This is a genomic window from Puniceicoccales bacterium (assembly GCA_031283585.1).
GTDB lineage: Bacteria > Verrucomicrobiota > Verrucomicrobiia > Opitutales > LL51 > JAIRTH01.
Map to the genome: position 1 here is coordinate 74,736 of JAITBP010000007.1, position 26,591 is coordinate 101,326.

The following is a 26,591-nucleotide window of genomic DNA, read 5'->3' on the forward strand; positions in this document are numbered from 1 at the left end:
TTTTGATGCCTACAATTAATCAGTTAATAAGCAGACCTAGGGTTAGCAATTTGGTGAAGTCCAAAGCGCCGGCATTGAGGAGTAATCCGTTTCGTCGAGGAGTTTGTATTCAGGTCATGACGCGGACACCCAAAAAACCGAACTCGGCCATACGAAAAGTTGCTAAGGTTCGCTTGACCAACCGGATGGAAGTGATTGCCTATATTCCTGATGAGGGGCATAGTTTACAGGAACACAGTGTGGTTCTTGTTCGTGGTGGTCGGGTTAAGGATCTTCCCGGCGTTAGGTATCATATTGTTAGAGGAACTCTTGATTGTACGGGAGTTGAGAAACGTCGTCGCAGCAGATCCAAATATGGAGTAAAGCGACCGAAGGCTAGTAAAAAATAAAGAGGATTGAGCAGATATGTCACGGCGGAGAAGAGCAGAGAAGCGAGAATTGGCAAAAGATCCTAGATTCGGCAGTCAGTTGATTGGGCAGCTGGTCAATATAGTGATGGAGCGCGGTAAAAAATCGTTGGCCTGTTCCATTGTGTATGGTGCAATAGAGTATGCCAGTGAACAACTTAGCAAAGGCGACCCGATAGAATTATTGATGGGTGCCATAGAAAATGCCAGACCAAAGTTGGAGGTAAAAAGTCGTCGAGTTGGTGGAGCCACCTATCAGGTTCCGATAGAAGTTCCCTACGTTCGGCAGCAAAGTTTGGTATTTAGATGGATGGTTCAGATGGCGAAGGACAGAAAAGGTCAATGTATGCGCAATGCCCTTGGGCAGGAAATAGTTGATGCATATAATAATACTGGTGCTGTGGTTAAAAAGAAAACCGAGATGCATAAAATGGCCCAGGCAAATCGGGCCTTTGCCCACTTGGTTTGGTAAAAGCTAATGTTTTTATGTTATGTATATCGCTAACAAGAAAATTTCATCGGTAAATTCCCCGGACCGGGATACACCATTGGAGTATACGCGGAATATCGGCATAGCTGCTCACATAGACGCTGGCAAAACCACTACCACCGAAAGGATATTATATTATACCGGGGTGGTCCACAAAATGGGCGAAGTTCACGATGGCACCGCGGTCACCGATTGGATGGAGCAAGAAAGAGAGCGTGGAATAACAATAACATCGGCGGCAATAAGTTGTTCATGGAAAACAAATGACGGTAATTTTTCTGGGATAAAACACAAAATAAACATCATCGACACACCTGGTCATGTGGATTTCACAGCTGAAGTCGAAAGATCCCTTAGGGTTCTTGATGGAGCGGTGGCAGTGTTTTGTGCCGTTGCTGGTGTTCAACCGCAATCAGAAACCGTTTGGCGTCAAATGGATAAGTACAAGGTTCCGAGAATAGCGTTTATAAACAAAATGGATCGAACCGGGGCGGATTTCCTCGGTGCAATCGATGATATAAGGGAAAAACTTGGAGGCAACGCCTACCCGTTGTATCTGAATCTTGGTGAAGAAGACAGTTTTTGTGGTCTCATAGATCTTATAAAGATGAAAGCCTATTTGTATGATGAAACAGATGAGCTTGGAACAAAGTATGATACGATCGATATACCGGCTGAGTATTTGGCTGAAGCTAGGAAACATCGAGAGGCATTGATCGAGGCCGTGGCTGATTACGATGATGATCTTGCAGAGAAGTATTTGGACGGCAAAGAGTTATCCGTTGACGAGATTCGCGCTGCCGTAAGAAAAGCTACTCTATCGATGAATTTCATAGGTGTAATACCAGGGAGTTCATTTAAGAAAAAAGGCGTACAATTCCTTCTTGATTCGGTGGTTGAGTATTTGCCATCTCCTCTGGATCTGCCACCGATGAAGGCGTTCAAAGATGATGATTGTGAGAAGACCGAAATTGTTCCCAATGATAGTACAAACATCGCTGTAAAGACCGAAATTGTTTCCAATGATAGTGCAAACATCGCTGTAAAAACCGAAATTGTTCCCAATGATAGTGCAAACATCGCTGTATTGGCTTTTAAATTGATGTCGGACCCCTATGTGGGAAAATTGGTTTTTTGTCGAGTTTATTCAGGTCAGCTCAAAAAAGGCAGCAGTGTTTATAATCCACGGACTAGGAAAACCGAAAGAATTAGTCGGTTGATGGTGATGAAAGCCGATTCCCGGGAAGACATAGCCGTTGCCTACTCGGGCGATATTTGTGCTATCGTAGGAATCAGGGACATAGTGACCGGCGATACTCTATGCATTCGGGAATCTGAAATTATTCTGGAGCCACCCACATTTCCCGAGCCAGTTATAAGTATGTCCATTGAACCGAAGGCGAAAGATGACCGAGAAAAATTATCTTCAGCGCTGCAAAGTTTGTCCGAGGAAGATCCAACTTTCAAGGTTTCCACAAATATTGAAACCGGGCAGACGATCATAGCAGGCATGGGCGAGTTACACTTAGAGATAATATTGGATAGGTTGTCGAGGGAATTCGGTGTTCATGTGAATTCTGGTAAGCCTCAAATTGCGTACAAGGAAACGATTATTGCCGAGGCCGTTGGTGAAGGAAAATTTATAAGGCAATCCGGTGGTCGTGGTCAATATGGCCATGCGATTGTAAAAATTGAACCGAGTACGAGAGGTGAAGGCATTGAAGTTATCAATGAAATAGTTGGTGGCGTCATTCCAAAAGAATATATAAAACCAACCCAGGATGGCATAATGGAAGGAGCTAGAAATGGGGTGGTAGCTGGGTATCCGGTGATAGATTTTAGGGCAAGGATAATAGATGGTAGTTTTCACGAAGTTGATTCTTCTGAAATGGCATTTAGAATGGCTGGAATTTTTGCTTTTAAAGAAGCAATGAGAAAAGCATTGCCGATATTGCTTGAACCGATAATGAAAGTTGAAATATCGACTCCAAATGAGTATCAAGGCGATATAATTGGTGATATAAATCGGCGTCGTGGTCAGATTCAGAGCACTGAGTTGAATGGATCGTTTGCGAATGTGATAGCCTTTGTTCCGCTGGAGACCATGTTTGGCTATGCAACCGATGTTCGTTCTATAACTAAAGGCCGTGCAAGTTATTCGATGACGCCATCCCATTTCGAACAGGTTCCTGCAAATTCGCTTCAACAGATAGTTGAAAATTCCGTGCGTGCAGTGGCACGTGCCTGAGGAGATTTTATGACTTATAAAAATAAAATTAGAATTAGATTGAAAAGTTTTGATAGTGGATTGATTGATAAGTCGTCAGCTGGTATTGCTGACACTGCCAAGCGATCCGGTGTAAAAGTTGTTGGGCCCCTTCCGTTACCTAATAAAAAGGAAATATTTACGGTTAATAGAAGCCCTCATAAGGATAAAAAATCGATGGACCAGTATGAGTTACGTACCCATGATAGGATGATTGAAATTCACGATCCGACAGTTGATACGATAGAATCGTTAAAAAAATTGAATCTGCCGGCGGGTGTTGAAATAAGTATAAATGCGTAGAATGAAGGCAGTGTTTTTATTTTCTTGACAATTTGATATTTGTTAAAAGAAGTGTGTTGAAAACTAATGTAAGTTGTTGCTTACCGCTTAGAACAATGAAAGATAGGACATTAATTTTAGGCAAAAAGATTGGAATGACCCAGGTGTTCATCGAATCCGGTGAGCTTGTGCCGGTAACGGTTATTCAAACTGGGCCATGTTTTGTAAGTCAGGTAAAAACCGAAGCAGTCGATGGATATTGTGGCGTACAGATTGCTTTTGGGCAAAAAAAATCGTCGAGAATCAAAAAACCATTGGCTGGGCATTTTGCCAAAAATAATTTAAAGGTCGGCGCCGATATTTGCGAATTCAGAACCGATGGTGATTCAGTCTATAAGGCCGGTGATATAATAGATTTGTCGATTTTTTCCAAGGGTGAAAAAATTGATGTCATAGGAACTTCGAAAGGCCGTGGCTTTCAAGGAGTTATGAAACGGTATGGGTTTGCCGGAGGACCAGCATCTCATGGATCCATGTTTCACAGACGCGGTGGGTCCTATGGTCAACGGCAATGGCCCGGTCATGTGTACAAAGGGCGGAAGATGCCTGGGCATACCGGCTGTGATAGAGTAACAATTCAAAACCTAGAAGTCGTTGATTTACATCAAGATCGTGGTATTATTGTATTAAAAGGCGGTGTTCCGGGACCCAATGGTGGGTTGATCACTCTACGCAAGGCACAAAAGGCAAAATGTGTCGGAAAAAGTTGAGGGCGTTATTGATATGAAATTGAGAATTTATAATTCTTCGGGTGAATTGTCCAATGAAAAGGAAGTGTCTGTATTGGCATCATTTGATAGCGGACGTGGTGCCAAAGCGGTGAAGTTTGTGGTGGATGTGTTATTGTCAAATCTGAGGCAAGGTAATGCTTCGACCAAAACACATTCAGATGTAAGTGGCAGTGGCAAAAAGCCTTACAGGCAAAAAGGTACCGGTAATGCCAGGCATGGTTCGATTAGAAGTCCCCTGTGGAGTGGCGGTGGCGTGGTGTTTGGACCTCATCCGCGCAGCTATTATGGAAAAATAAATAAAAAGGTAAAAAGATTGGCACTGGGTCGTGCGATGTATGATGACATATTATCATCTGAACTGTATGCAATAGAAGCACTTCCGAAACTAGGTGTGAAGTCCAAATCATTGGTTGGATTTATGAACAAAATCTATCCTTCGGAACAGGAAAAAATTCTTGTCATAGATACGAAATTTAGTAATGAATTCGTTCTTGCGGCACGTAATTGTAGTCGAATATATACCGTGGATGCAGCTTCCGTAAATGCCTTAGATCTAATACGATATGATCGTTATCTGGTTTCAGAAGCGGCTTTCGATGTGTTAATAAATAGGATAGGAATGTAGGTAATTATGGTTTTTGTAGATAAAATTTTAACCCGGATTTATTACACAGAAAAATTTACGGCCATATCTGCGGCGTTAAATAAGTATACTTTCGAAGTTCATCAAAATGCTACCAAGAAGCTTGTGAGTGATGCTGTGGAGCAAGCCTTTGGTGTAGAGGTGATTAGTGTCAATATGATTGTTCGAGCTGGCAAATTGAAACGTGATAAATCACAGCGAGGTCGTTATGGCAGAACCAGTTGCAGGAAACTGGCGGTGGTTGGTATTAGAAAGGACCAAAAAATAGAAATTGTTTGATTTTAAAATTTTTGATAAATGAGTATTATTCAGCATAATCCGGTGACACCAGGTCAAAGATTTTTGTCTTTAAGTAGGCGTAGGTTGCACAAAAATGACCCTGAGCGTAGTCTTGTTAGGAGTAAAATTCGCGGCAGTGGCAGAAATTGTTACGGAAGAATAACTTCTCGGCGTAAAGGTGGTGGACATAAAAAACTTTACAGAGTCATTGATTTTAAAAGAGATAAGTTTAATGTGCCGGGGACAATTTCTCGTGTAGAGTATGACCCAAATCGGTCGGCTGATATTGCTTTAGTTGCTTATCGTGATGGTGAAAAACGCTATATTTTATGTCCGCGCGAGTTAGGCGTTGGAAGCACGGTGGTCAGTTTGAATTCACCCACGGATAATTTTAGTGTTGGTATCTCATTGCCATTGAATATGATGCCGCTTGGCATTCCGATTCATTGTATTGAGTTACATCCGGGTTGTGGAGCGGCTTTGGCCCGGGGCGCAGGTGTTTGTGCCACACTCGTTGCTTTGGATGGTAAATTTGCGACAATAAAAATGCCAAGTGGAGAAATTCGATTGTTGAACCCAAAATGTCGAGCAACCATAGGCGAAGTTGGTAATAATGAGCATCTTAAGCAATCTTTAGGCAAGGCTGGAAGGAATCGTTGGCTTGGACGTAGGCCAAGGGTTCGCGGAGTTGCGATGAATCCCGTCGATCATCCGATGGGAGGCGGTGAAGGTCGTTCATCCGGTGGACGGCATCCAACTTCACCCTGGGCTCAATTGGCAAAAGGGTTGCCGACGAGGAAAAAATCGAAGCCGACCAATGCTATGATTATCGTTCGGCGTAATGGTAGAAAGGTGAAAAAAGGTTAATTTTATGGCACGTTCTTCTAAAAAAGGTTTTTATGTCGAACCAAGTTTGTTAGATCTGGTTGATCTTGCGGTTAGTTCAGATAACAGAAAGCCGATTAAAACCTGGTCCCGGCGGTCTACCATTACGCCCGATTTTGTTGGTCTTAATTTTCAAGTTCACAATGGCAAAATTTTTACCGATGTTCATGTGACAGAAAATATGGTCGGTCATAAACTTGGCGAGTTCTCCTTTACTCGTACATTTAAAACACATAATCCACATACTCAAAAATAAAGTAAAATAAAATAGTTAATTGGTTTGACATGGAAATAAAATCTGTAACAAAATATGCAAGAATGTCGCCGAAGAAGGTGCATATGGTTGCTCGTTCTGTGGTAGGGATGCACGCCGAAAGGGCGTTGCAGCTGCTTAGGCTTGTGAATAAAAAGTCCGCCGGTCTTGTGGCAAAGACCCTCGCCAGCGCGATTGCCAATGCGAATTGTAAAAACGTTGATTCTGATTCACTTTATGTCAAGGATGCTGTTGCTGAGCAAGGGATTATGTTTCATAGATTTGTTCCAGCGTCTCGAGGTTCAGCTCATTCAATAAGGAAACGAACAAGTCATATAAAGGTGACTCTTATCGGTAATTTAAAAAACAGTAATAATGTTAAATAGCTATGGGACAAAAGGTTAATCCAATTGGTTTGCGTTTATGTGTCAGAAAGAATTGGAGTTCGCATTGGTATGCGACCAAAAAGGATTTTCCGACCTTATTACATGAAGATTTCAGGATAAGATCATTTCTTAAGGAAAAACTTGGACCGGCGGCCTGTTCACAGATAACCATAGAGCGGGCCGGAAATCGTGTGCGAGTTAAAATATCTACGCCGAGGCCTGGCATTGTAATTGGAAGGAAAGGGCAGGAACTTGATCGACTGTGCGATGATTTGAAGGCCCTGGCTGGGAAAGATGTAATTGTTGATATTCAAGAAATTAAGAAACCTGATCTGGTGGCCCAATTGGTAACGGAAAATATTGCAATTCAGCTAGAGCGAAGGGTGTCATTTCGAAGGGCAATGAAAAAAGCGATTCAGGCTGCAATCAGCCTAGGTGCTCATGGAATTAGGCTTCAATGTGCCGGACGATTAGGCGGCGCAGAGATAGCAAGAACCGAATCGCAAAGAGCCGGACGTGTTCCATTGCACACACTTAAGGAAAATATAGATTACGGTTTTTCTGAAGCCGGAACGGTTTACGGTAAAGTAGGAATTAAATGTTGGATCTGTCGTGATGAGGGATTGAAAGTATAGAAGTTATAGCAAATGAGCAAGTTATCACCAGCAAGGACCAAGTATAGGAAGGTACAAAAAGGTAGAAATCGAGGAAGTGCCAAAGGAGGCGATTTTTTGGCGTTTGGAGATTTTGGCATTCAGGCCCTCGAACGTTGCAGTATGACGGCGGCTCAAATAGAAGCCGCACGGGTTTCCATATCTCGTCATTTGAAAAGAAAAGGCAAGTTGTGGGTCAGGATTTTTCCGCACAAGCCAATAACTAAAAAACCGGCCGAAACCCGCATGGGGAAAGGGAAAGGTACCGTTGAATATTGGGCTTCGGCGGTTAAACCTGGAACCATATTATTTGAGCTGGCTGGTGTTTCGGTAACGTTAGCACGGGAAGCACTTAGGTTAGCTGATTGCAAATTGCCTATCCATTGTAGATTCATCATCCGCGAAAGTTTGGAGGATTATAAATGACTGATAATGTTAATTATAGAGAGCTTTCCGTGGTAGAACTCGGTAAAAAATTGGCAGAAGCTCATGATGAGATGTTTCAATTGCGGCTTAAAAAATCATCTTCTCAGTTGGAAAATTCTGCCTTCATTACAAAAACGCGAAAAAAAATTGCAAAAATTAAGACTTTTTTGAGACAAAAGTCTTGCAAGTCCAGTCAAATGCCAACATGTTAGAGGAGTATAGTATGTCTGGGAGTTGTCATAGTATAAGTAGAAAAAATGCGCGAAAGAAGTTGGTAGGTATTGTGACCGGACGTTGCGGTGACAAAACCATCAAAGTTGCCTACTCTTATAAAGTTCCACATCCTCTTTATAAAAAGGAAATTAAGCGAAGGACATTGGTCCATGTCCATGATCAAAATAACGAGTGTTCCGTTGGCGACGAGATTGAAATAATGGAAACGCGGCCTTTGAGTAAATTAAAACGTTGGCGTTTCGTGGGAATAGTAAAAAAAGCACCCATTTTGTGATGTAAAGTAAATAAAATAGAAAGGTTTTTATATTATATGTTGCAACAACAAAGTATATTGGATGTGGCGGACAATACCGGCGCTAAAAAGGCGATGATGATTCGGCGGCTTGGTCAGAATAAGCGAACTGCTTCGGTAGGAGACATTATAGTTGTCACAATAAAAGATAGCATTCCTGAAGCATCTGTGAAAAAAGGTACTGTTGCTAAGGCAGTTATAGTCAGAACAACCTATCCCGTAAGGCGTGAAGATGGCAGTTATCTTCGGTTCGACAGCAATGCCTGTGTATTGATAGATGATAAAAATAATCCGTCGGGGACGAGAATTTTTGGTCCGATCGCTCGTGAACTGCGACAGAAAAATTTTATGAAAATAATATCGCTATCTCCGGAGGTAATATGAAATATTCTATAAAAAAAGGTGATGACGTGGTTGTTATTTCCGGTTCGAATAGAGGAGAAAGAGGTCGCGTGATTCGCGTGTTGCGTGATTCGTGTCGAGTTACAATAGAAGGGGTTGCATTACGAAAGAAGTTCGTGAAAAAAAGTCAGACCAACCCGGAAGGCGGTGAAATTAAAATGGAATCGGCGATCCACTATTCCAATGTTATGTTAGCATCTAGGTACGATTCAAAACGGACAAAGCCTGTCAAATGAATGATGATATGTTGTTGTGGTAGTAATAGTTATGGTTATGAAAATTAGATCTACATTGAAGGATTTATATCTAAAAGTGGTTGTTCCTGAACTCGAAAAAGTTCACGGATATCGTAATCGTCATGATGTTCCAAAGCTCGAAAAAATTGTCGTGAATTCTGCGATAAATTCAAGTTGTGATAAATCTTACATTGAGGATCTTACGAAAGATATAGGTTTGATAACCGGCCAAAAACCTGTGCTAATTGCCGCAAGGAAAAGTATCTCTAACTTCAAGCTGAGGAAAGGGATGCCGAACGGAGTGAAAGTTACATTACGAGGTGATAGCATGTACGATTTTTTTCTAAGGTTCACATGTATTTCTCTGCCAATAGTTAGGGATTTTAGAGGAGTTTCGAGTAAAATGGATGGTCGTGGTAATTACACCGTGGGTGTGACTGATCACACCATATTTCCTGAGATTAGTGTTGACCGAGAGAAAAAAATTGTAGGAATGGACATATCGTTTATTACTACGGCGAAGACCGATAACGAAGGACGCGATCTTCTAAGGATGTTAGGGATGCCTTTCAAGAAAAAAATTAATGTGTAATAACTATGGCAAAAATTTCGGTGATAAAAAGAAATGAAAAGCGCAAAGCTCTCGTGGCTAAATTTGCGGCGAAAAGAGCTGAATACAAAAAAATACTTCGCGATCAAAATGTGGAGGATGCGGTGTTTTTTGAAACGTTGCGTAAATTGAACAAACTTTCAAGGAATTCGTCGTCGGTACGCGTTAGAAATAGGTGCTGCATAACCGGTAGACCTCGCGCATTTCATGGAAGATTCGGTGTGTCGAGGCTTCAGTTGAGAGAATTTGCTCTGGCCGGATTGATTCCTGGATTGGTTAAGGCTTCTTGGTAGTTTAGGGTGTGATTTCATGGATACCGTAGGAGATTTTTTAACCGCTATAAGAAATGCAAGTGCCGCTGGCAAAGAGAGTTGTGTTTTCCCATTTTCGAAAATGAGAGAGTCCATCGCCGCTATTTTGAAGGCCAATGGTTATATTGCGGATTGTTTTAAAATTAATACAGAAAAAGGTGTTTTAATGTTGAAAGTTTGCATTAAATACGTAAAGGATAAACCTGCGATAGTGGAACTTATGCGTTGTAGTAAACCTGGGTGTAGGATTTATTTTGGTGCGAAATCGATACCACCGGTCATTAATGGTTTGGGCATGTCCATTCTCAGCACATCCAAAGGGGTAATGTCAAATCGTGAAGCATTCAGGCTGAATGTAGGTGGTGAACTGTTATGTAAGGTTTGGTAGGTGAATATGTTATGAGTAGAATTGGAAAATTACCAATAGAAATACCAGCGGCTGTTACCGTTACCGTTGATGGTGATGTGGTTAATGTGACCGGTCCCCAGGGAAAGCTCAGCAAAAAATTCGATTCGTCGGTTATTATAAGTACTTCTGCCGGAGTTGTTTCTGTAACATGCAAAGATAGCAATAATGCCCATTCATTGGCTATGCACGGTACGGTTAGGTCTATTATAAATGCGATGATAATCGGTGTTCAGAAATGTTTTTCGAAAAATCTCGAAATAAATGGAGTTGGGTTCAAAGCCGCTATCTCCGGCAATGAATTGGATTTATCCCTAGGATATTCGCATCCAATACGTTACAAGGTGCCAGAGGGAATAAAAATTGTGATTAGGGAAAATACGAAAATTTTGGTCGAAGGCGCGGATAAACATATGGTCGGGCAGGTTGCCGCTGATATAAAGCATTTTTATCCGGTTGAACCCTATAAGGGAAAAGGAGTTAGAATTGTGGGCGAACATGTTCGCAGAAAAGATGGTAAAAAGGCGTCCTAGGATATTTGTTTATGAATTGTAAAAATAAAAAGAAATCGCAGGAAAGAAAAAAACTTAGAGTTAGGCAACGGATTCATGGCACAACGTTAAGACCTAGATTGTCTGTTTATTTCAGCGCTAAACATGTTTATGCTCAGTGCATAAACGATGACACGGGTTCGACGGTTGCTGCACTATCGACACTGTCTTCCAAGTTTAAGGACAAAAAACTCAAGCCAAACGTCGATGGCGCCGGCGAATTTGGCCTTGAATTTGGGAAACATGCCCTGGCCTGTGGAGTTAAACAGGTGGTGTTCGATCGTGGCATAAGAAAGTTTCATGGTGTGGTCGCCTCGTTCGCAAATGCTGCAAGGTCATCTGGGTTAAGCTTTTAGTATATTATGAATGGCGATAGAAATTTTTCTGGTTTTTTCGGTGCTAATAGTGGTTTTCGCGGTAGAAGAAAGCGCGATAGTGGTGAAGCCACTAAAGATCCGCGCGATCCCGAAAATCAATTTGTGGACAAGGTTGTGCGAATAAATCGTTGCGCGAAAGTTGTTAAAGGCGGGCGTAGGTTTGGATTTTCCGCATTGGCAGTGGTGGGCGACAAGGCCGGACGCGTGGGTATTGGTCTGGGCAAAGCAAAAGAAACGCCGGATGCGGTCCGTAAAGCCATTGAGCAGGCTAAGAAAAACATAAAACCCTACTCTATCCATAGTTCCACTGTTCCACATGTAGTTGTCGGTGTTGCAGATGGAGGTCGAGTGTTGCTGCGTCCAGCCGCACCTGGCACCGGAATCATAGCCGGCGGTGGCGTTCGGGCTGTTCTGGAAGTCCTTGGCGTAACAGATATTCTCACAAAGTCAATGGGATCGAATAATCCATTTGCAATGGTAAGAGCAACCCTGGATGCGCTTTCGCAACTCAGGACAAAGGAAGAGGTTATGGCCATACGCAATGCAAACTGTGACTGTTAATTTATTGGGTTAATTGGTGATGAAATTACATAATTTAGTTAAAATTGGAAATAGCGATCATAACCGCCGGCGAGGACGTGGTGATAGTAGCGGAAGAGGCGGAACCAGTGGCCGCGGCCATAAGGGCGGAAAGGCAAGGTCTGGCTATTCGCCGGCGCCCTGCTGTTGCGGAATCCCCTACTATAGAAGGTTACCGAAACGTGGCTTCAAAAATTTTTTGTTCAAAACCGATGTGGCTATTGTAAATATTTCAAGCCTAGCCCGGCTAACCGAAGACTTGATTGACAGATCCACACTGATAAAGTATGGGCTTGTGGACAAAGGTGATATGATCATAAAAGTGCTTGGAAGCGGAGAACTTGACAGAAAAATCACCGTAACGGCCGATTTTTTTTCGACGGCAGCGGAAAAGAAAATATTGGACGCCGGCGGATCCGTGGTCAAACTGGCCTCCGGGGCAAAAATTGAAGATTAAATTGGCGTTATTACATGTTTTTAGCATTTATAAATTGCATAAAAATTCCCGAACTGAGAAAAAAGATATTTTTTACTCTGTCCATGATTTTTGTCGCTAGGATCGGGGCTAGCATTCCACTTCCAGGCTTAGATCCTAAGCCATTGTGCGATTTTTTTACAAAACAAAACAGTTCTTCGGGTGGACTGGTCGGGCTCTATGACATGTTTACCGGCGGTGCTTTTTTAAAAGGAGCTATTTTTGGCCTAGGCGTAATGCCATACATAAGTGCGTCCATAATATTACAACTCCTTACGGCTGTTACACCTAGCCTCGCAAGGATCCAAAGAGAACATGGCGGTCGTCAGAGAATCGCCCAGTACACCAGGTATCTAACCGTGTTGATTTGTCTGATTCAGGGCATTCTGTTGGTACTCGCTCTCGCAAACTATCCAGAGAAGCTGTTTATGGGCTTCGATAAAGAAAAATACGGGGACATAGTTGTGATGAACCGTGGAATGTTTTTTGTCACATCCACCATATTTTTGACGGCCGGTACGATGATTTTGACCTGGTTTGGCGAAAGAATCACGCAATTTGGCATAGGTAATGGTGTTTCCGTGTTGATAACCGTAGGCATCCTGTCTTCGCTGCCAAAGGCCATATATTGTTTATGTGGAATGCTTAGCACACCGCTTGGCGAGGAAAAATCCATTCTTGGAGCATCCCAATTGGGCCTGATGATGATTTTACTTCTTATAGTCGTAAGCAGCATGGTGGCTGTTACCCAGGCCGTGAGAAAAATTCCAGTACAATACGCGAAGCAGGTCATTGGCAGGAAGGTTATGGGTGGCCAAGCGTCGGTGTTGCCATTGAAAGTCAACTATGCCGGTGTCATGCCAGTTATATTTGCTAGCACGATATTAATGTTTCCGCAGCAAGTACTTGCATACATTGGTGGCGCAACAGGTATTTCATTTTTTCAAAAAATGTCAGTCATCCTGTCCCACGGCTCCAAGGTTTATTATACGATCTATGGCACATTAATACTGGTATTCAGCTACTTCTGGGTTTCCATCATGTTTAAACCTACCCAGGTCGCCGATGATTTGAAGAGAAATAACGGCTATATTCTTGGAATTCGGCCAGGGGCTGCGACGGCAGAGTTTTTGGATTTTGTAATGACACGGCTCACTTTGGCCGGCGCTATCTTCTTGACTGTAATAGCTTTATTGCCGGATTTGGTATATTTTTCGTTTGGAGTTCCCTATCAAATTGCCATGTTTTTTGGAGGAACCGGAACATTGATCTCCGTCGGAGTCATACTGGAGACGATGAAACAAATGGAGGTGCACTTGCTGGAAAGAAACTATGACGGATTTTGGGCCAAGGGGAAAATCAGGACCAGAGCGCTGCCATCAGGCGGTGAACAGGGCACATCTCGGGATGTTATTGAGTTCATTAGAAGGACTAGAAAATTTTGGATTGCAGTCGGTATTCTGATGATTGTTGGACTCATATCATTCTTTCTAAGAAAGAGATAGGTTCGCAATGTATGATAAATATTAGGACAGAATCCGATATACTGAAAATGAGAAAAGCAGGACAGGTTGCAGCGGCGGTTTTGGATGATGTGGTTTCCCAGGTGAAAATTGGCATTTCCACCGCACAGCTCAACGAGTTAACGTTCGAATCCATGAAAAATCACGGGGCCACCAGCGCCACCTATAACTATAAAAGTGGCAATAAAGTATTTCCAGGCTATGCCTGTTTTTCCATAAACGATGTGGTCGTCCACGGGATCCCGTCGAATCAGATTCTATTGACCGATGGCGATATTATAAGTATCGATGTCGCAACATTTTATGACGGCTTTGTCGGCGATAACACAAAAACAGTTTTGGTTGGCCAGGTGGACGAGTCCGTTAAAAGTTTGGTAAATGCAACGGAGTTGGCGCTTCAGGCTGGCATAGATGCCGCGGTCGAAGGTAATCGGGTTGGCGATATTTCCTATGCAATTCAATGTTGTGCGGCTATGCATGGCTACGGTGTTGTAAAAGAGCTTGTCGGCCATGGTGTTGGGAGAAATATGCATGAAGAACCACAGGTACCAAATTATGGCAGACCAAACACCGGTCCTCTGTTGAAAAAAGGCATGACCATAGCCATAGAACCGATGTTAACCCTAGGAAAATCCGACATATCCGTCGACGATGACGGGTGGACCATAAGAACCACCGACGGATCCGTGGCCGCTCACTGCGAACATACCATATTAATCACAAATAATGAACCAGAAGTGTTGACTTTGTTAAAAAAATGATTTTCAAAAGCAAAAGTGTTGAGAAGTTAGTTTATCAAAAGGTAAAATTATGCCACGTTTATTAGGAATAGATATACCGAATAATAAAAAGTTGCCCTTTGCGTTGCGCTATATATATGGCATCGGGCCTACGCGGGCCGATTTGATCGTCGAGCAGACCGGACTTAATCCAGACATGCGTTCCAATGAGTTGACCGAAGAAGATATAAACAAAATATCGTCGACTATTGTTGAAAATGGATGGAAAATTGAAGGTGACTTGCGCCGGGAGATTGTTTCAAATCTCAAACGATTGCAGGCAATTAAGTGTTATCGTGGTCTACGACATTACCGTGGACTTCCGGTGCGCGGACAACGGACCTCAACCAATGCAAGAACGAGGAAAGGCTCCAGGAAAACGGTTGGTGTTTTGCGTGGTAAAAAGTAGTAGATATGCGCGGTTATGAGTGACGAAATAAAAAAGAAGGATGATCTTCCGGTTGATTCGGCCCAAAAAACCGAAGCATCGGTTACGGATCTTCTTGGCGATGAGGTTGGAGACGTTAAAATCCGTCGTGCCAAAAATAGCAGAAATATTACCCGGGGACTATGTCATATATTGGCCACATTTAACAACACAAAGGTTTGTTTTTCAGATCCGGCTGGCAATGTGATATCCTGGTCGAGTTCCGGAAAATGCAACTTCAGGGGCTCAAGAAAATCCACAGCCTATGCTGCGCAGATTGTTACCCAGGACGCTGGCAAAGTTGCTATGTCCCACGGACTTAAGGAAGTTGATGTGAAGGTTAAGGGGCCAGGAATGGGTCGCGATTCGGCCATACGGACGTTGCAATCTTTAGGCTTGACTGTTTACAGCATTCTTGATGATACGCCTCTTCCGCATAATGGTTGTCGCCCGCCGAAACGTAGGCGAGTGTAAGTGTGATAATAGGAGGAAGTTATGTCTCGTTATACCGGTCCAAAAGCAAGAATTAATAGACGTTTCAACCAGGAAATATTCCCGGATTGTAGGGCTGTGGAGCGCAAGCCCTATCTGCCTGGCATACATGGTCCACGGCTACGTCGTCGCACATCCGAGTATTCCGTTGGGTTGAACGAAAAACAAAAATTGCGGTTTATGTACGGTTTGACCGAAAAGCAGTTTCGGCTGATATTCGATACGGCTAAAGGGTTGCCTGGCATCACAAGCGAGCGGTTTATGTGCCTACTGGAGATGAGGTTAGATAGCATTGTTTATCTGCTTGGGTTAGCTAAAACCCGACGGGCGGCACGGCAATTTGTATCCCACAGGCACGTTACGGTGAACGGCCGTTGTGTGGATATCGCCAGCTATCTGTGTAAAATTGGCGACAGCGTAGGTGTTAAAAATTCATCCCAGTCAAAGAGATATGCAACACAAAGCATTGCTGACTCGATCTACAGGTCGATTCCAGCTTGGTTGTCCCAGGATAAAACCATGTTGAATGGAAAAATCGAACGCGATCCACTTCCAGAAGAACTGGATAAGAAAATAAACGGACAATTGATAGTTGAATTTTATAATAGATAGTTTTTTTTAATTTATGATTAAGCGTCTGGGTAAGTTTGAGTTGCCGAAAAAGTTGACCAAAGTTGATGGGACAGCCACGGATACCTATTCAATGTATGTGGCAGAACCGTTTGAGTCAGGCTATGGACATAGTATAGGTAACTCCTTGAGGCGGATACTGTTAAATTCCATAGAAGGGGCTGCAGTTTCGTCGATAAGGATAGCTGGTGTTCAGCATGAATATCAGAGTATGCCGGGCGTGGTCGAAGACGTCATCGACATAGTGCTTAATCTGAAGAAGGTTTTATTCAAAAGCGCAACGAATAACCCGCCGCCATTGCAAATAGATGTTGATAGAGAAGGAGTTGTGTTGGCATCTGATATAATTTGCCCCGATGGTGTTACGGTTATAAATCCAGATCAATTGATATGCACAATAAACAGTAAGCGTAAGCTACACATAACCATGGAGGTCAAAGTTGGCCGAGGCTATTTTATCGCCGATGACAATAAAAAACCCGACCAGGATATTGGTGTTATTCCGATAGATTCGCTTTTTAGTCCGGTGAAGCTTGCAAGATATTACGTTGAAGACACGCGGGTGGGCCAGGTGACCGACTTTGATAAATTGATTTTGGAAATTTGGACCGATGGCAGGATTTCGCCGGACAATGCGCTAAAGGATTCTGTCGCAATAATGAAGCGACACCTGGAGGTCTTTGACAACATAACCGACGACATTATTGAGTTTGATTCGGCGGCCAGAGAAGTGACCGAGGAACAAAATAAGCTGCGTGTACTGTTGAATATGAGTGTCAACGAGATAGAGTTGTCGGTGCGAGCGGCAAATTGTTTAAACAACGCAAACATTACGACCGTCGGTGAGTTGGCGATGAAATCCGAAGCTGAAATGCTACGCTACAGAAATTTTGGTAAAAAATCACTCAATGAAATCAAGCATAAATTGGAGGAATTGGGGTTATCTCTTGGTATCAAGATCGATGAGCGGCTTCTCGACAATCCAATCAACAATTAATACGGAAAGGAGTTTTGATGCGTCACGGCAAACATAAGTACTTATTAGGCAGGAAGAAAGAGCACAGAAAGGCTTTGATGGCAAATTTGGCAACAGCTTTTTTCAACCATGGTAAAATAACGACGACTTTAGCTAAAGCGAAGGCATTGCGGCCTTTTGCCGAAAAAATAATAACCCTGGCGAAACACGCCAACGCAGCTACAGATCAAGCTGTTAAGTTACATTTTCGAAGGTTGGCGATCTCAAATGTGCGCAGCCCGGGAGCCATCAAAAAATTATTTGACGAAACTGTAACGGAGTTTTTAGACAGAAATGGCGGTTATACAAGGATTTACAAGTTATTGCCGCGCCGCGGTGATGACGCTAAGATGGCCATAATAGAACAGGTAAAAGCCGATGACCGTGGCTATAAAAAGCAGAGCGCAAGTCGACGTAAACGAATGGCCGGTAAACACTCCGAAAAAAAGAAAGAAAGTGCAGAACTTCCTGATACTGAAGCTGTTATCGAAAGCAACCCGACTGCCAAAGGTGATGTGTTAGCCGAGGTGGTTGTCGACCCAGAATCAGAACCCAAAGTTTAGAAAATCTCCAAGGAATGGCGATTTGTTCTGCAATTATTTTATTCACAATCACTTCGGTGCTGGGTATGATTAGCATCTGGATAGTTTCCGGCATCTGTACGCCAACCATAAGCAAATCAAAACGTTACGTTCTGCGTTGTGTGGCCTGCGGCAGGATATCTTGCTCGGCGCACAAGTTGACAAAATGTACAATCTGTGGGGATAATTGTCTTAGATTACTGTTTTGATAATATTAACTCTTTGATTTTAATAGGTTTATGCTTTACTGCCAGATATATTCTATTTAGGATTAAGCTATGATTGTTGGTATTTTGACCGCCGGTGGAATTGCTCCATGTTTGTCCGCTGCCGTCGGGAACTTGATTAAAAAGTACACAAAAGCGTCGCCGGAAACTGAAATCATTCTGTACAAAGATGGGTATAAGGGGCTTCTCCTTGGCGATAAGATAGTTGTGACACAGGCTCTGCGCAAAAATGCCGAAGCGTTACTTACCCACGGTGGCAGTGCCATCGGCAACAGCAGGGTTAAACTGACCAACCTGGATGATTGCGTAAAAAGAGGTTATGTATCCGCCGGACAGGATCCGCGGCAGGTTGCAGCCCGACAACTAGTTGCAGATAAAATAGATGTGTTACATACTCTGGGTGGCGATGACACAAACACCGCTGCAGCGGATCTGGCAGAATTTTTGAAAAAAAACGGATACAATTTGGCCGTGATAGGCTTACCGAAAACCATCGACAACGATGTGTACCCGATCTCGCAAAGTTTGGGCGCATTAACGGCCGCCGAATATGGTGCGAAATTTTTTGCGAACCTTGTCTACGAGTGTACCGCAAGTCCAAGAATGCTAATAGTTCACGAAGTTATGGGCAGACACTGCGGCTGGTTGACAGCTAAAACAGCGCACCTGTACAGGCAATCTCTCAAAACCAAACAATTCATACCAGAGATCGGGCTACCCATTGAGAAGCTTGATATTCATGGAATTTATCTACCTGAGCTGCAACTAGATATAGAAAAAGAATCGGCCAGACTCTGCGAAATAATGGACAGGGTCGGTTGTGTAAATATATTTATGAGCGAAGGTGCCTGCCTCGATATCATCGTCGAAAAACTGGAAAAATCCGGCACGCCAGTGAAGCGGGATCCATTTGGCCATGTCAAACTCGACCAAGTCAATCCAGGCCAATGGCTTGCGTCCGAATTCTCTAGACTTATGAGAGCTGAAAAAACCTTGGTTCAAAAAAGCGGTTACTTTGCCAGGTCAGCACCGGCAAACGGCGCTGATTTGTCAATAATCGCTGATAGTGTTGATGTTGCGATACAGTGTGCCAGAGAACGCCGGTCCGGTGTCATAGGTTTCGATGAACAAAACAATAACAAGTTGCACTGCATAGAATTTTCGCGAATCAAGGGCGGAAAACCGTTTGACATTGCCACTAAGTGGTTCTCTACCATGCTCCAGGAAATCGGTCAGGGAGCATAAATTTTTCCAATCAAAAAATCTAATCACCTATTTTTCTTGTTTATACGCGAATAAATAATAGTATCATAGGCGTAGCTATGGGTGTGGAGGTACTAATTGCGGAAGGTGTGGATCATAATATCCTTTCTTTCAATGAGTTATATGCAAAACAAAGGGAATGGCAAATTTCCTGCGGAGAGAATAGATTTTCTTTTGGAACCTCCGCGCCAAGTGCTATAGCCGGCGAAGAATGCACTACAATTACCGTTTCCGTCGGCATAGATGACATAGGGCTATCGTTCTATAAGCTGCCGTCTATGCACATGTTATCGAACAGTTTTAGTAAAGAAATCGACCTAGATTCGCTCTCACCCGAAATCCAATTAATGGTCATCGAGGCCGCAGCGGGTGATATTTTAACCCGGGCAGAAACATTTTTCAGACACAACATCAGCATTTCGAAGGTTGCAAAATCCACTCGCTCCGGCGGCGGTCAGGACGAAATTTGCATGTACCTGAAGACCCAGGACGGCTCGTTCGCGACGAATTTTTACATTTCTGGAACGCCAGGAATAATGAATTTTATCCGCAAAAGCATAATAAAAACCACACCAAAAAGAATTCATAAATTCAACTCAATAGCGATCGAGTACTCTATCGAGCTCGGTCGGACGTACTTAACAAACGATGAATACCTAAGTATCGGCAAAAATGACATAATTTTTATCAAAAATAGCCACCTGGGCTCTGGCCAACCGGTCCCACTTCGAGGACTAGGAATCAGCGCAGTGATAACCGATGGTAAAGTGATAGCCAGCACGAAACCAATTCCGTAGAAACGACATACCATGGACAAAGAAAATCAAATAGAATATGATGACGATGATGTATCCTACGTGGATACCATCGATCCGGACGAAATCATCAAAGAAGCCTTCCCAGAAAATCCAATGGATAATCCTCAGGGTGAAACACAACTCCCACAAGGTGAGCTGGTTATAAAACTTGACGAGGAATCAACCGAAGCGCAAAAAGAGCAAAAAAACATGGCATTCGCCGAGGCAGCCACTCCAGATCTCAGTAATTTACTTAAAAAAAAAACGATAACCCTGCAAATGTTATGGAAAACCAAAATGATCCTAGTGAAATGACGAGCAGCGATGCGGCGAAAATCGGAATAGCCGAGAACTCTGCAGCGGAAAATCAAATCGATGCGACCAGTCAGGGCCAGACCAGGCCGGATGACAGCCCGGAATCCGCCCAGATCAGTGAGGCGACCATCGAATCCAAAGATGCTGGCTCAGAAGATGTTAACGAACAAATAACCGACGAACCAGCTGCCGATGCACCAGCCGACGGCGAACCACCTGCCGACGAACCGGCCGTCGGTGAACCGGCCCCAGCGGCCTCTTCCGTGGAAGAAATCGAACAAAGCATCGAGGAAATAAAAAGCCAAAACGACAGCACTTTGACCGCAGTCACGCCGGAAACCACCACCAAGCCTGAACACGTCAGCGCACCGGCCATAGACGAAACCAACAGACAAACCAAGCATGCCGATCCAGATGATGCAAAACTCGTTCCGCCGGAAGAACCAACGGAACAATATAGTAAAAAACCAAAGCATCAGGTAACACTGACCTTCGAAATATTTGATCAAAAAATACCACTCAGTGAACTGGAAACCATAGACAAAGGCTACGTTTTTTCCTGTGACAACCCGATTGAAAGCCCGGTGACCATATGCGCGAATGGTACGCCCATCGGCAGCGGCGAACTGGTGAATGTAGATGGTAAAACCGGCGTAAGAATCCTAGAGATTTTCGACAAATGAACAGCATCTCCTTCGATCCGACCACCATAGCCATCGTGCTCACCACACTGACCATGGCACCGTTCGTGCTCATGTTGGTATCCTCCTTCGTAAAAATAGTAGTGGTCCTAACCCTCATAAGAAATGCGCTTGGTGTACAACAAGTTCCTCCAAATATGGTACTTAACGGTATCGCCATAATGCTTACCATCTACATAATGTACCCCATCGTCCAGGAAACCTTCGAGATAACCAAAGGATTGGAATTCGATATGAACAATATAGCTACGCTAAAGGACCCTCTGGCAAAGGCTTGTGGGCCATTAAAGAAGTTTTTAAAAAAACATACCAAGTCCCAGGGCCGAGCATTTTTTATGAGCACAGCAAAGGAAATCTGGCCCCAGGAAATGCAAACCGGACTGGAAGAAGGTAACCTAATCGTTCTTATCCCGGCCTTCATCGTTTCAGAACTCACAGATGCCTTCCAGATCGGATTCCTACTCTACCTGCCATTCATTGCCATAGACATGATCGTCTCTAACATCTTGCTAGCCATGGGTATGATGATGGTCTCTCCGATGACAATCTCTCTGCCATTCAAACTTATGCTGTTCGTCCTGGTCGACGGCTGGACAAAAATGATCGAAGGTATTGTAAAAACCTACAGATAACCAGAAATAACCCAACTACGATCACTGGATAACTCCTTGAATATCAACCACATCGTTTACTGCCAAAACCCTGGTCAATAGTTAAAAGCCAGCCGCCAATGCACCGTCCAAATCCTAATGAACGAACCAAAATCTGGCATACACCGGTCAGACCGACCTCGACATAACCCTAGCCTATTACCGTACTGAAAAATATTTAACATGACAAAAATACCACTGCTACAGCAAGCTTCTCTCCCAATACCATTGGGTTGTCAACAAAAATCTATGATAATCTCCGATCCTTCAGGTAAACAGGACCCAGCATTGGTTTGTTCCAGGGACAAAAAGACATAAAAAGATATATAAAGATATAAAAAGACACAAAAGACATAAAAGACATAAAAAACATCAAATAGAACCCGGTCAAGTTATTCACAATGACCTGTTAATAACCTGTGAATAGCCTGTGAATTAGTGTTAATAACCTGTAGTTGTTCACATTTGTTCACATACTATTCACATAGTTATACACAGGGTTATTCACAAAAATTTCCCTCTGGATCCCTGTAATATACTTACAAATTCATACTTATTAACATATTAACGGGCCCCCTACTACTACTACTATATAAATATAAATTATTAGTAGTATATATTAACGGTCACCAGAGGAAGCATATTTCCAGCGGCCATCTAGCAAAATTATTTATTTATTTTCTTTATATATATTTTCATATAGTATAATTCTCGACAGTTGATGGTCGCTCTGATTTTTACCATATTGATTACTTTGTTATTATCAGGGATATGCTCGCTGCTTGAAGCGGTGATATTCAGTACGGATCAAGTTGAAGTAGAGGCACTTAAAAAGAAACATAGCCGGATCGGTCGATGGCTTGAGGATAGTAAGGACAATATCGAGGAGACCAGTTCGGCGATCCTGATACTGAACACCGTAGCAAATACCTTTGGGGCTGTGGTCGCCGGAGGCATGGCGTCAAGAATATTTGGCGAAGATAAACTGTGGTTGTTTTCTCTGGCGATGACCGTTGTCATATTGACCATTTCGGAAATACTCCCAAAAAACATCGGTATAGCCTACCGGAGAAAACTACAAAGGATTGTGGTCTATCCGCTTAGGTTCATTCTGTTCATCATGTATCCGCTGTCAAAACTCTGTAGATTGATGGTGAGAATCCTGATACCACAGAAAAAAATGGCGAGTTACTCCGAACGAGACATACTTCTAATGACCGAAAAAGGTGTGCGGGACGGTACGCTTACGAAGATAGAAAGTCGAATGATAGCCAATGTGGTCAATATGGATAGCACCGAAGTGGCCCAGGTTATGACACCACTGGGTGATCTTACTTCCTACGATCAAAATAAAACGATTCGTGATGTTTTTTCACTGGACAAGGATATTCCCATAGGCCGATTGCCTGTTTATGCCGAATATCCCGAGAATCTGGTGGGAATAGTTTTGCGCAGAAACATACTTAAAGCCTTTGCCGATGGTGAGGTATCCAAACAGCTGAGAGAATTGATGCAAACACCGAAGGTCATTGATAGTGAAAGTCTTGTGGCCACAGCTCTCCACGAGTTCCTGACCGAGGCCTGTCAGCTTGCATTTGTAAAAAAAGAGAATAAAATAATCGGCATACTTACTTTGGATGATATTTTTGAGCATATAACTGGCATAGAAATTGCTGAGAATGATGACGTTGAGGTAAGAAAAAGTGTTAAAAATGTTGCTAAACGGAAGCTGAAGTTCCAGAAACGGCGCAAATGAAACTGAGGAGTTGGGTCAGGGATAGAGTAGGATTGATTTCTAGCAAAACACCGGAAGTTTTTTTCCCTGAGAAAGATAGTGGACCAGTGTCCCGGTGGAAATCATCCAATGACCGGGAAAATGCACCGGCCTGTGCCCTGGAAACCCAGACCGGGACGGAACCGGAAACAGTGGATTTGGCCGTGGCCAGGCAACCAGCTATCAAAAGAGATGACGCCTGGTCCATCGGGGCGAAGCATTTGGCCAATGGCCTAGCCGGTTATGGATCTGGGGATCGGCATAGGTTGGCTGCGACATATGAAGACATGCCATCGCCGGTGAGCTACCAAAGCTCCCAAAAGAAACCCTCGGCAAAACAAAAACGTAAAAAATATGAAAAATATGAAAAATGTAAAAAACATGAAAAACATAAAGATGTTGTGTTCCTGAGTATAAAGATTGAGAAGAAAGCGCGTATTATTCGCGGAATCTCGGTGCTTATGTCCTCGGGCACAACCCTTGGATCCGCCATTTCCATAATGATCAATCAGGAATCAGAAGACAGAGTCCTGAGGAATTTTCTCAAAAACCTCTCGATGAAAATAGAATCTGGCAGCCCGTTGTCCGAAGCCATAGCGTCGTCCAAGGTCAGATTTAATGGGTCAGAGATCGCAATGATAAGGGTCGGAGAATCGATAGGTGCTCTGGCAGAAACCCTGGATCGGATGGCCAACCTGATGGACAAAAAAATCCATCTGGGGAAGAAGATCACGTCGGCGATGTTTTATCCCCTAACGGTCATGATTATCTCCTCGGTGGTTGCGTTGCTACTCACAGGCATCGTCATTCCCAAGTTCGAAAAGATCATCGAAGACCAAATCGGTCCCCGGGCTATGCCGGCGCTGACCAGCGTAATAATTAAAGGAAGCCGATGGATTTCTTCTTATTGGAAAGAATTTTTAATGACCGGGATGGTGGTGCTTGCATTGAGTTGCTCGCTGAAACGCCTGGGTTTTGTCAAAAACATTTTTTACAGAATTTTGCTAAAAATCCCTCTGGTCGGCGATGGCATGGTCAAATGGAACCTGGTGGTGTTTGCCAGAACATTCGGTGATCTGTTGCTCTGTGGCTTACCCGTCATCGATGCCATGAGACTGTCCAGCGCAGGCGTTGGAAATTTTGTGATGAGAGCTAAGTTGGAATTAACTATCCTGGACCTTCAGCAGGGATTGTCGCTGTCTGATTCGATCCATAGAAGAGGAATTTTCCCGGCGATGGTAGAAGGCTTGATAAGGGTTGGAGAGGAATCTGGCCAGCTTGGCGCGATGATGATTAGCATCGCAAATAACTGCGAAAACGACCTGGATGAGGTCATTGCCAGAATATCCTCCACGTTGGAGCCGATTTTGGTCGTAATCCTGTCCCTGTTCGTTGGAACCATAGTTATCGGGTTATTCATGCCATTGATAACTCTGATCCAGGGAATTGCACCCTAAAATAGGGTTAATTTTTACAACCGAGGATGATATAAGATATAAAAGTCAAATAAAAATAAATTAGTTAAGCCGCTTAGCTCCAAGCTGTCTCGTATGATTTTAGGCAAAAATATTGACATAATTTTTATACAGCTAGTTTCTCGGCAAATATGGTTATGTTAGATGGTCCGATGTGAATACAATGTTTTGGTTTTTTGTTTCATGCTCCTGGCTACCGGTTTGCCATTGCAGGCGGTAATCAGCTATGATGAGTTGAACACTGTCTGTGGAAAAATGGCTGATTATGGAATAGATATTTGCACGAGGGAAATCATTATAGCCATTATTTGTTATGTGGATGAATTTGGTGGAAGTAGCCTCAATTCGCTGTTGGCTATAATCAGGGGACGCGAATACGGTTATTATCTTAGTAACGCTACCTTATTAATTGAAATTGCTAATTGTCCAAGAAAATATAAAAAAATGAAAAATATAATTTTAAAACTGTTAGATAATAGTTTTGGCCTAACTAAAGCCAAGGCAGCTATAGCTAGGAGATTAATGAAACAAATTATGTCTCGTAGCGAAATATTTTTGTAATTTTTTATAATTTTTTGTAATTTTTTGCAATTTTTTCATGATTTACATTTTAACATTTTTTTATATGGATTAGAAAAATGGATGGGTATAGGCGTTACATTTTTATCCTTGGCTTTATGCTTCTAGGGAGTATCTCGCCGCTGCAGGCTGTGATTACACTGAATAATAGAAATGAAGCGTCAAATGCATTATTTAATGCTGGTATAGACAGCCGCACTATAAATGTTATTGAAAAGATAGTCGATTTTGTTGATGGAGGAGGCAGGCACAAAAAGGAAATGCTTGCGCTTCTTGCGCAGTACTTTAATAATCCGGCCAGTACTACTGCGCTAAATCAGATTGCAATGGGTGATCCAGCTGGCAATTCTAAGAAAAAACCTATTTTTGAATCACTGTATACATTTTTTGGAGTAAAGCCAGGTAATAGATCAGGTAATAGATCAAGCAATAGATCAGGTAATAGATCAGATAATAGATCAGGTAAGGTTAAGAGGTCCCGTGCTTTACTAGTCCAGGTGATAAGGAATTTTACCAATTAATAACATCAAGATGGTTCCAGCTGATCTCATCGGATAGTTGCTTCGAGGAAATTTGAAAAAATTTTCAATGCTAGGAAAACCAGTATTCATCAGAAAAAGGACGACCTAGGCTTGCTGGTTGTCAGGAAGTAAAAATAAACCAGCTTCAGGTGGCCATAGGTTTTTTACCAGGTCTCTCGTGAAATGAATTAGCGCCCCTGGGCCAGCCTATCGTTTAACGATAGGCTTTTTATTTCCTATTTCAGTTAGGTGTAGTCCATCGTAATGCAGAAAAATGCAAAAAAATGCAAAAAAATACCATAATCGAAAAAAATGCTTGCCAAGTCGTTGAAGAATGTGAGAGAATCTGTGCTTAAGTCCGTGGTGGGCTTAATGATAGTGAACAAATAAATTATGAAAGGTAAAAAAATGAAGAAGAAATTGTTAATGATGTTCTGTGGCGCTTTGTCGGCAGTAGCATCGGTAAACTGCAATGGTGCACCAGCAGACACTGACTATGGAAGAGGTTCTAATTTAGGAACCAACCATTTTGATATATATCCCGTATTTACTAAGGATCCTGCCAAAAAATTTGCAGAATCTAAGATCTATGAGCTGATCCCCCAAAT

General features: G+C 42.9%; 39 protein-coding genes and 1 pseudogene. All 40 read left to right on the forward strand.

Annotated elements, in window-relative coordinates; genetic code table 11:
- The first annotated feature begins 5 nt into the window (after window positions 1-5).
- A complete protein-coding gene (gene rpsL, locus LBB20_02230) occupies window positions 6-389 on the forward strand; it encodes a 30S ribosomal protein S12 (GenBank protein MDR2735635.1) in 384 nt (127 codons plus the stop codon).
- Window positions 390-405: 16 nt separating this feature from the next.
- The gene (rpsG, locus tag LBB20_02235) at window positions 406-879 is read left to right on the forward strand and encodes a 30S ribosomal protein S7 (GenBank protein MDR2735636.1); all 474 of its coding nucleotides are present in this window, start codon (window positions 406-408) and stop codon (window positions 877-879) included.
- Window positions 880-898: 19 nt separating this feature from the next.
- Complete coding sequence (gene fusA, locus LBB20_02240; GenBank protein MDR2735637.1) at window positions 899-3,145, forward strand: elongation factor G; 2,247 nt, start codon at window positions 899-901, stop codon at window positions 3,143-3,145.
- Between the two features lie 9 nt (window positions 3,146-3,154).
- On the forward strand, window positions 3,155-3,466 hold the full coding sequence (rpsJ, locus tag LBB20_02245; protein MDR2735638.1) for a 30S ribosomal protein S10: 312 nt from the start codon (window positions 3,155-3,157) through the stop codon (window positions 3,464-3,466).
- Window positions 3,467-3,561: 95 nt separating this feature from the next.
- Window positions 3,562-4,215: a 50S ribosomal protein L3 gene (gene rplC / locus LBB20_02250; protein MDR2735639.1), complete on the forward strand. Its 654-nt coding sequence runs from the start codon at window positions 3,562-3,564 to the stop codon at window positions 4,213-4,215.
- A gap of 13 nt (window positions 4,216-4,228) precedes the next feature.
- On the forward strand, window positions 4,229-4,861 hold the full coding sequence (gene rplD, locus LBB20_02255; protein MDR2735640.1) for a 50S ribosomal protein L4: 633 nt from the start codon (window positions 4,229-4,231) through the stop codon (window positions 4,859-4,861).
- Between the two features lie 6 nt (window positions 4,862-4,867).
- Window positions 4,868-5,158, forward strand: a complete 291-nt coding sequence (locus LBB20_02260) for a 50S ribosomal protein L23 (GenBank protein MDR2735641.1) — start codon at window positions 4,868-4,870, stop codon at window positions 5,156-5,158.
- 18 nt (window positions 5,159-5,176) lie between these two features.
- A complete protein-coding gene (gene rplB, locus LBB20_02265; GenBank protein MDR2735642.1) occupies window positions 5,177-6,025 on the forward strand; it encodes a 50S ribosomal protein L2 in 849 nt (282 codons plus the stop codon).
- A 4-nt stretch (window positions 6,026-6,029) separates the two neighbouring features.
- Window positions 6,030-6,299 carry a 30S ribosomal protein S19 gene (rpsS, locus tag LBB20_02270; GenBank protein MDR2735643.1) on the forward strand — a complete coding sequence of 90 codons (270 nt, stop codon included), beginning with the start codon at window positions 6,030-6,032 and terminating at the stop codon, window positions 6,297-6,299.
- Window positions 6,300-6,328: 29 nt separating this feature from the next.
- Complete coding sequence (gene rplV / locus LBB20_02275; protein ID MDR2735644.1) at window positions 6,329-6,682, forward strand: 50S ribosomal protein L22; 354 nt, start codon at window positions 6,329-6,331, stop codon at window positions 6,680-6,682.
- 2 nt (window positions 6,683-6,684) lie between these two features.
- Window positions 6,685-7,317: a 30S ribosomal protein S3 gene (rpsC, locus tag LBB20_02280; protein ID MDR2735645.1), complete on the forward strand. Its 633-nt coding sequence runs from the start codon at window positions 6,685-6,687 to the stop codon at window positions 7,315-7,317.
- Between the two features lie 12 nt (window positions 7,318-7,329).
- Window positions 7,330-7,761, forward strand: a complete 432-nt coding sequence (gene rplP, locus LBB20_02285; protein ID MDR2735646.1) for a 50S ribosomal protein L16 — start codon at window positions 7,330-7,332, stop codon at window positions 7,759-7,761.
- A complete protein-coding gene (gene rpmC, locus LBB20_02290) occupies window positions 7,758-7,973 on the forward strand; it encodes a 50S ribosomal protein L29 (GenBank protein MDR2735647.1) in 216 nt (71 codons plus the stop codon). Before rplP ends, rpmC begins: the two co-directional genes overlap by 4 nt.
- Window positions 7,967-8,269, forward strand: coding sequence for a 30S ribosomal protein S17 (gene rpsQ / locus LBB20_02295; protein MDR2735648.1), 303 nt, complete (start codon window positions 7,967-7,969; stop codon window positions 8,267-8,269). Before rpmC ends, rpsQ begins: the two co-directional genes overlap by 7 nt.
- Window positions 8,270-8,305: 36 nt before the next feature.
- Complete coding sequence (gene rplN / locus LBB20_02300; GenBank protein ID MDR2735649.1) at window positions 8,306-8,671, forward strand: 50S ribosomal protein L14; 366 nt, start codon at window positions 8,306-8,308, stop codon at window positions 8,669-8,671.
- The gene (gene rplX, locus LBB20_02305; protein MDR2735650.1) at window positions 8,668-8,925 is read left to right on the forward strand and encodes a 50S ribosomal protein L24; all 258 of its coding nucleotides are present in this window, start codon (window positions 8,668-8,670) and stop codon (window positions 8,923-8,925) included. The genes rplN and rplX overlap by 4 nt, the downstream gene beginning before the upstream one ends.
- Window positions 8,926-8,962: 37 nt before the next feature.
- On the forward strand, window positions 8,963-9,517 hold the full coding sequence (gene rplE, locus LBB20_02310) for a 50S ribosomal protein L5 (protein ID MDR2735651.1): 555 nt from the start codon (window positions 8,963-8,965) through the stop codon (window positions 9,515-9,517).
- 5 nt (window positions 9,518-9,522) lie between these two features.
- A complete protein-coding gene (rpsN, locus tag LBB20_02315) occupies window positions 9,523-9,828 on the forward strand; it encodes a 30S ribosomal protein S14 (GenBank protein MDR2735652.1) in 306 nt (101 codons plus the stop codon).
- A 16-nt stretch (window positions 9,829-9,844) separates the two neighbouring features.
- Window positions 9,845-10,234: a 30S ribosomal protein S8 gene (gene rpsH / locus LBB20_02320; protein ID MDR2735653.1), complete on the forward strand. Its 390-nt coding sequence runs from the start codon at window positions 9,845-9,847 to the stop codon at window positions 10,232-10,234.
- Window positions 10,235-10,245: 11 nt separating this feature from the next.
- Window positions 10,246-10,785, forward strand: a complete 540-nt coding sequence (gene rplF / locus LBB20_02325) for a 50S ribosomal protein L6 (GenBank protein ID MDR2735654.1) — start codon at window positions 10,246-10,248, stop codon at window positions 10,783-10,785.
- A gap of 11 nt (window positions 10,786-10,796) precedes the next feature.
- Window positions 10,797-11,159 carry a 50S ribosomal protein L18 gene (gene rplR, locus LBB20_02330; GenBank protein MDR2735655.1) on the forward strand — a complete coding sequence of 121 codons (363 nt, stop codon included), beginning with the start codon at window positions 10,797-10,799 and terminating at the stop codon, window positions 11,157-11,159.
- Window positions 11,160-11,165: 6 nt separating this feature from the next.
- The gene (gene rpsE / locus LBB20_02335; protein ID MDR2735656.1) at window positions 11,166-11,741 is read left to right on the forward strand and encodes a 30S ribosomal protein S5; all 576 of its coding nucleotides are present in this window, start codon (window positions 11,166-11,168) and stop codon (window positions 11,739-11,741) included.
- Between the two features lie 19 nt (window positions 11,742-11,760).
- Window positions 11,761-12,216 carry a 50S ribosomal protein L15 gene (rplO, locus tag LBB20_02340; protein ID MDR2735657.1) on the forward strand — a complete coding sequence of 152 codons (456 nt, stop codon included), beginning with the start codon at window positions 11,761-11,763 and terminating at the stop codon, window positions 12,214-12,216.
- 14 nt (window positions 12,217-12,230) lie between these two features.
- Window positions 12,231-13,739: a preprotein translocase subunit SecY gene (gene secY, locus LBB20_02345; protein ID MDR2735658.1), complete on the forward strand. Its 1,509-nt coding sequence runs from the start codon at window positions 12,231-12,233 to the stop codon at window positions 13,737-13,739.
- 11 nt (window positions 13,740-13,750) lie between these two features.
- Window positions 13,751-14,518 carry a type I methionyl aminopeptidase gene (gene map / locus LBB20_02350; protein MDR2735659.1) on the forward strand — a complete coding sequence of 256 codons (768 nt, stop codon included), beginning with the start codon at window positions 13,751-13,753 and terminating at the stop codon, window positions 14,516-14,518.
- A 49-nt stretch (window positions 14,519-14,567) separates the two neighbouring features.
- Window positions 14,568-14,945, forward strand: a complete 378-nt coding sequence (gene rpsM, locus LBB20_02355) for a 30S ribosomal protein S13 (GenBank protein MDR2735660.1) — start codon at window positions 14,568-14,570, stop codon at window positions 14,943-14,945.
- 15 nt (window positions 14,946-14,960) lie between these two features.
- Window positions 14,961-15,437, forward strand: coding sequence for a 30S ribosomal protein S11 (gene rpsK / locus LBB20_02360; protein MDR2735661.1), 477 nt, complete (start codon window positions 14,961-14,963; stop codon window positions 15,435-15,437).
- 21 nt (window positions 15,438-15,458) lie between these two features.
- Window positions 15,459-16,067: a 30S ribosomal protein S4 gene (rpsD, locus tag LBB20_02365; protein ID MDR2735662.1), complete on the forward strand. Its 609-nt coding sequence runs from the start codon at window positions 15,459-15,461 to the stop codon at window positions 16,065-16,067.
- A 13-nt stretch (window positions 16,068-16,080) separates the two neighbouring features.
- The gene (locus LBB20_02370) at window positions 16,081-17,082 is read left to right on the forward strand and encodes a DNA-directed RNA polymerase subunit alpha (protein MDR2735663.1); all 1,002 of its coding nucleotides are present in this window, start codon (window positions 16,081-16,083) and stop codon (window positions 17,080-17,082) included.
- Between the two features lie 17 nt (window positions 17,083-17,099).
- Window positions 17,100-17,471 (forward strand): annotated as a pseudogene (rplQ, locus tag LBB20_02375) (50S ribosomal protein L17).
- A gap of 488 nt (window positions 17,472-17,959) precedes the next feature.
- On the forward strand, window positions 17,960-19,153 hold the full coding sequence (locus LBB20_02380) for a pyrophosphate--fructose-6-phosphate 1-phosphotransferase (GenBank protein MDR2735664.1): 1,194 nt from the start codon (window positions 17,960-17,962) through the stop codon (window positions 19,151-19,153).
- Between the two features lie 77 nt (window positions 19,154-19,230).
- Window positions 19,231-19,968, forward strand: a complete 738-nt coding sequence (locus tag LBB20_02385) for a hypothetical protein (protein ID MDR2735665.1) — start codon at window positions 19,231-19,233, stop codon at window positions 19,966-19,968.
- 12 nt (window positions 19,969-19,980) lie between these two features.
- Complete coding sequence (locus tag LBB20_02390) at window positions 19,981-20,283, forward strand: hypothetical protein (protein ID MDR2735666.1); 303 nt, start codon at window positions 19,981-19,983, stop codon at window positions 20,281-20,283.
- Window positions 20,253-20,966: a FliM/FliN family flagellar motor switch protein gene (locus LBB20_02395; GenBank protein MDR2735667.1), complete on the forward strand. Its 714-nt coding sequence runs from the start codon at window positions 20,253-20,255 to the stop codon at window positions 20,964-20,966. Before LBB20_02390 ends, LBB20_02395 begins: the two co-directional genes overlap by 31 nt.
- Window positions 20,963-21,616, forward strand: a complete 654-nt coding sequence (sctR, locus tag LBB20_02400) for a type III secretion system export apparatus subunit SctR (protein MDR2735668.1) — start codon at window positions 20,963-20,965, stop codon at window positions 21,614-21,616. Before LBB20_02395 ends, sctR begins: the two co-directional genes overlap by 4 nt.
- Window positions 21,617-22,355: 739 nt before the next feature.
- Window positions 22,356-23,390, forward strand: a complete 1,035-nt coding sequence (locus LBB20_02405) for a CNNM domain-containing protein (protein MDR2735669.1) — start codon at window positions 22,356-22,358, stop codon at window positions 23,388-23,390.
- On the forward strand, window positions 23,387-24,865 hold the full coding sequence (locus LBB20_02410; GenBank protein MDR2735670.1) for a type II secretion system F family protein: 1,479 nt from the start codon (window positions 23,387-23,389) through the stop codon (window positions 24,863-24,865). Before LBB20_02405 ends, LBB20_02410 begins: the two co-directional genes overlap by 4 nt.
- 201 nt (window positions 24,866-25,066) lie before the next feature.
- A complete protein-coding gene (locus LBB20_02415; protein ID MDR2735671.1) occupies window positions 25,067-25,444 on the forward strand; it encodes a hypothetical protein in 378 nt (125 codons plus the stop codon).
- A 77-nt stretch (window positions 25,445-25,521) separates the two neighbouring features.
- Entirely contained in the window at window positions 25,522-25,983 is a 462-nt protein-coding gene (locus LBB20_02420) for a hypothetical protein (protein MDR2735672.1), read from the forward strand.
- Between the two features lie 393 nt (window positions 25,984-26,376).
- Window positions 26,377-26,591: hypothetical protein (locus LBB20_02425; GenBank protein ID MDR2735673.1), on the forward strand; the 215-nt coding region annotated here is incomplete at its 3' end.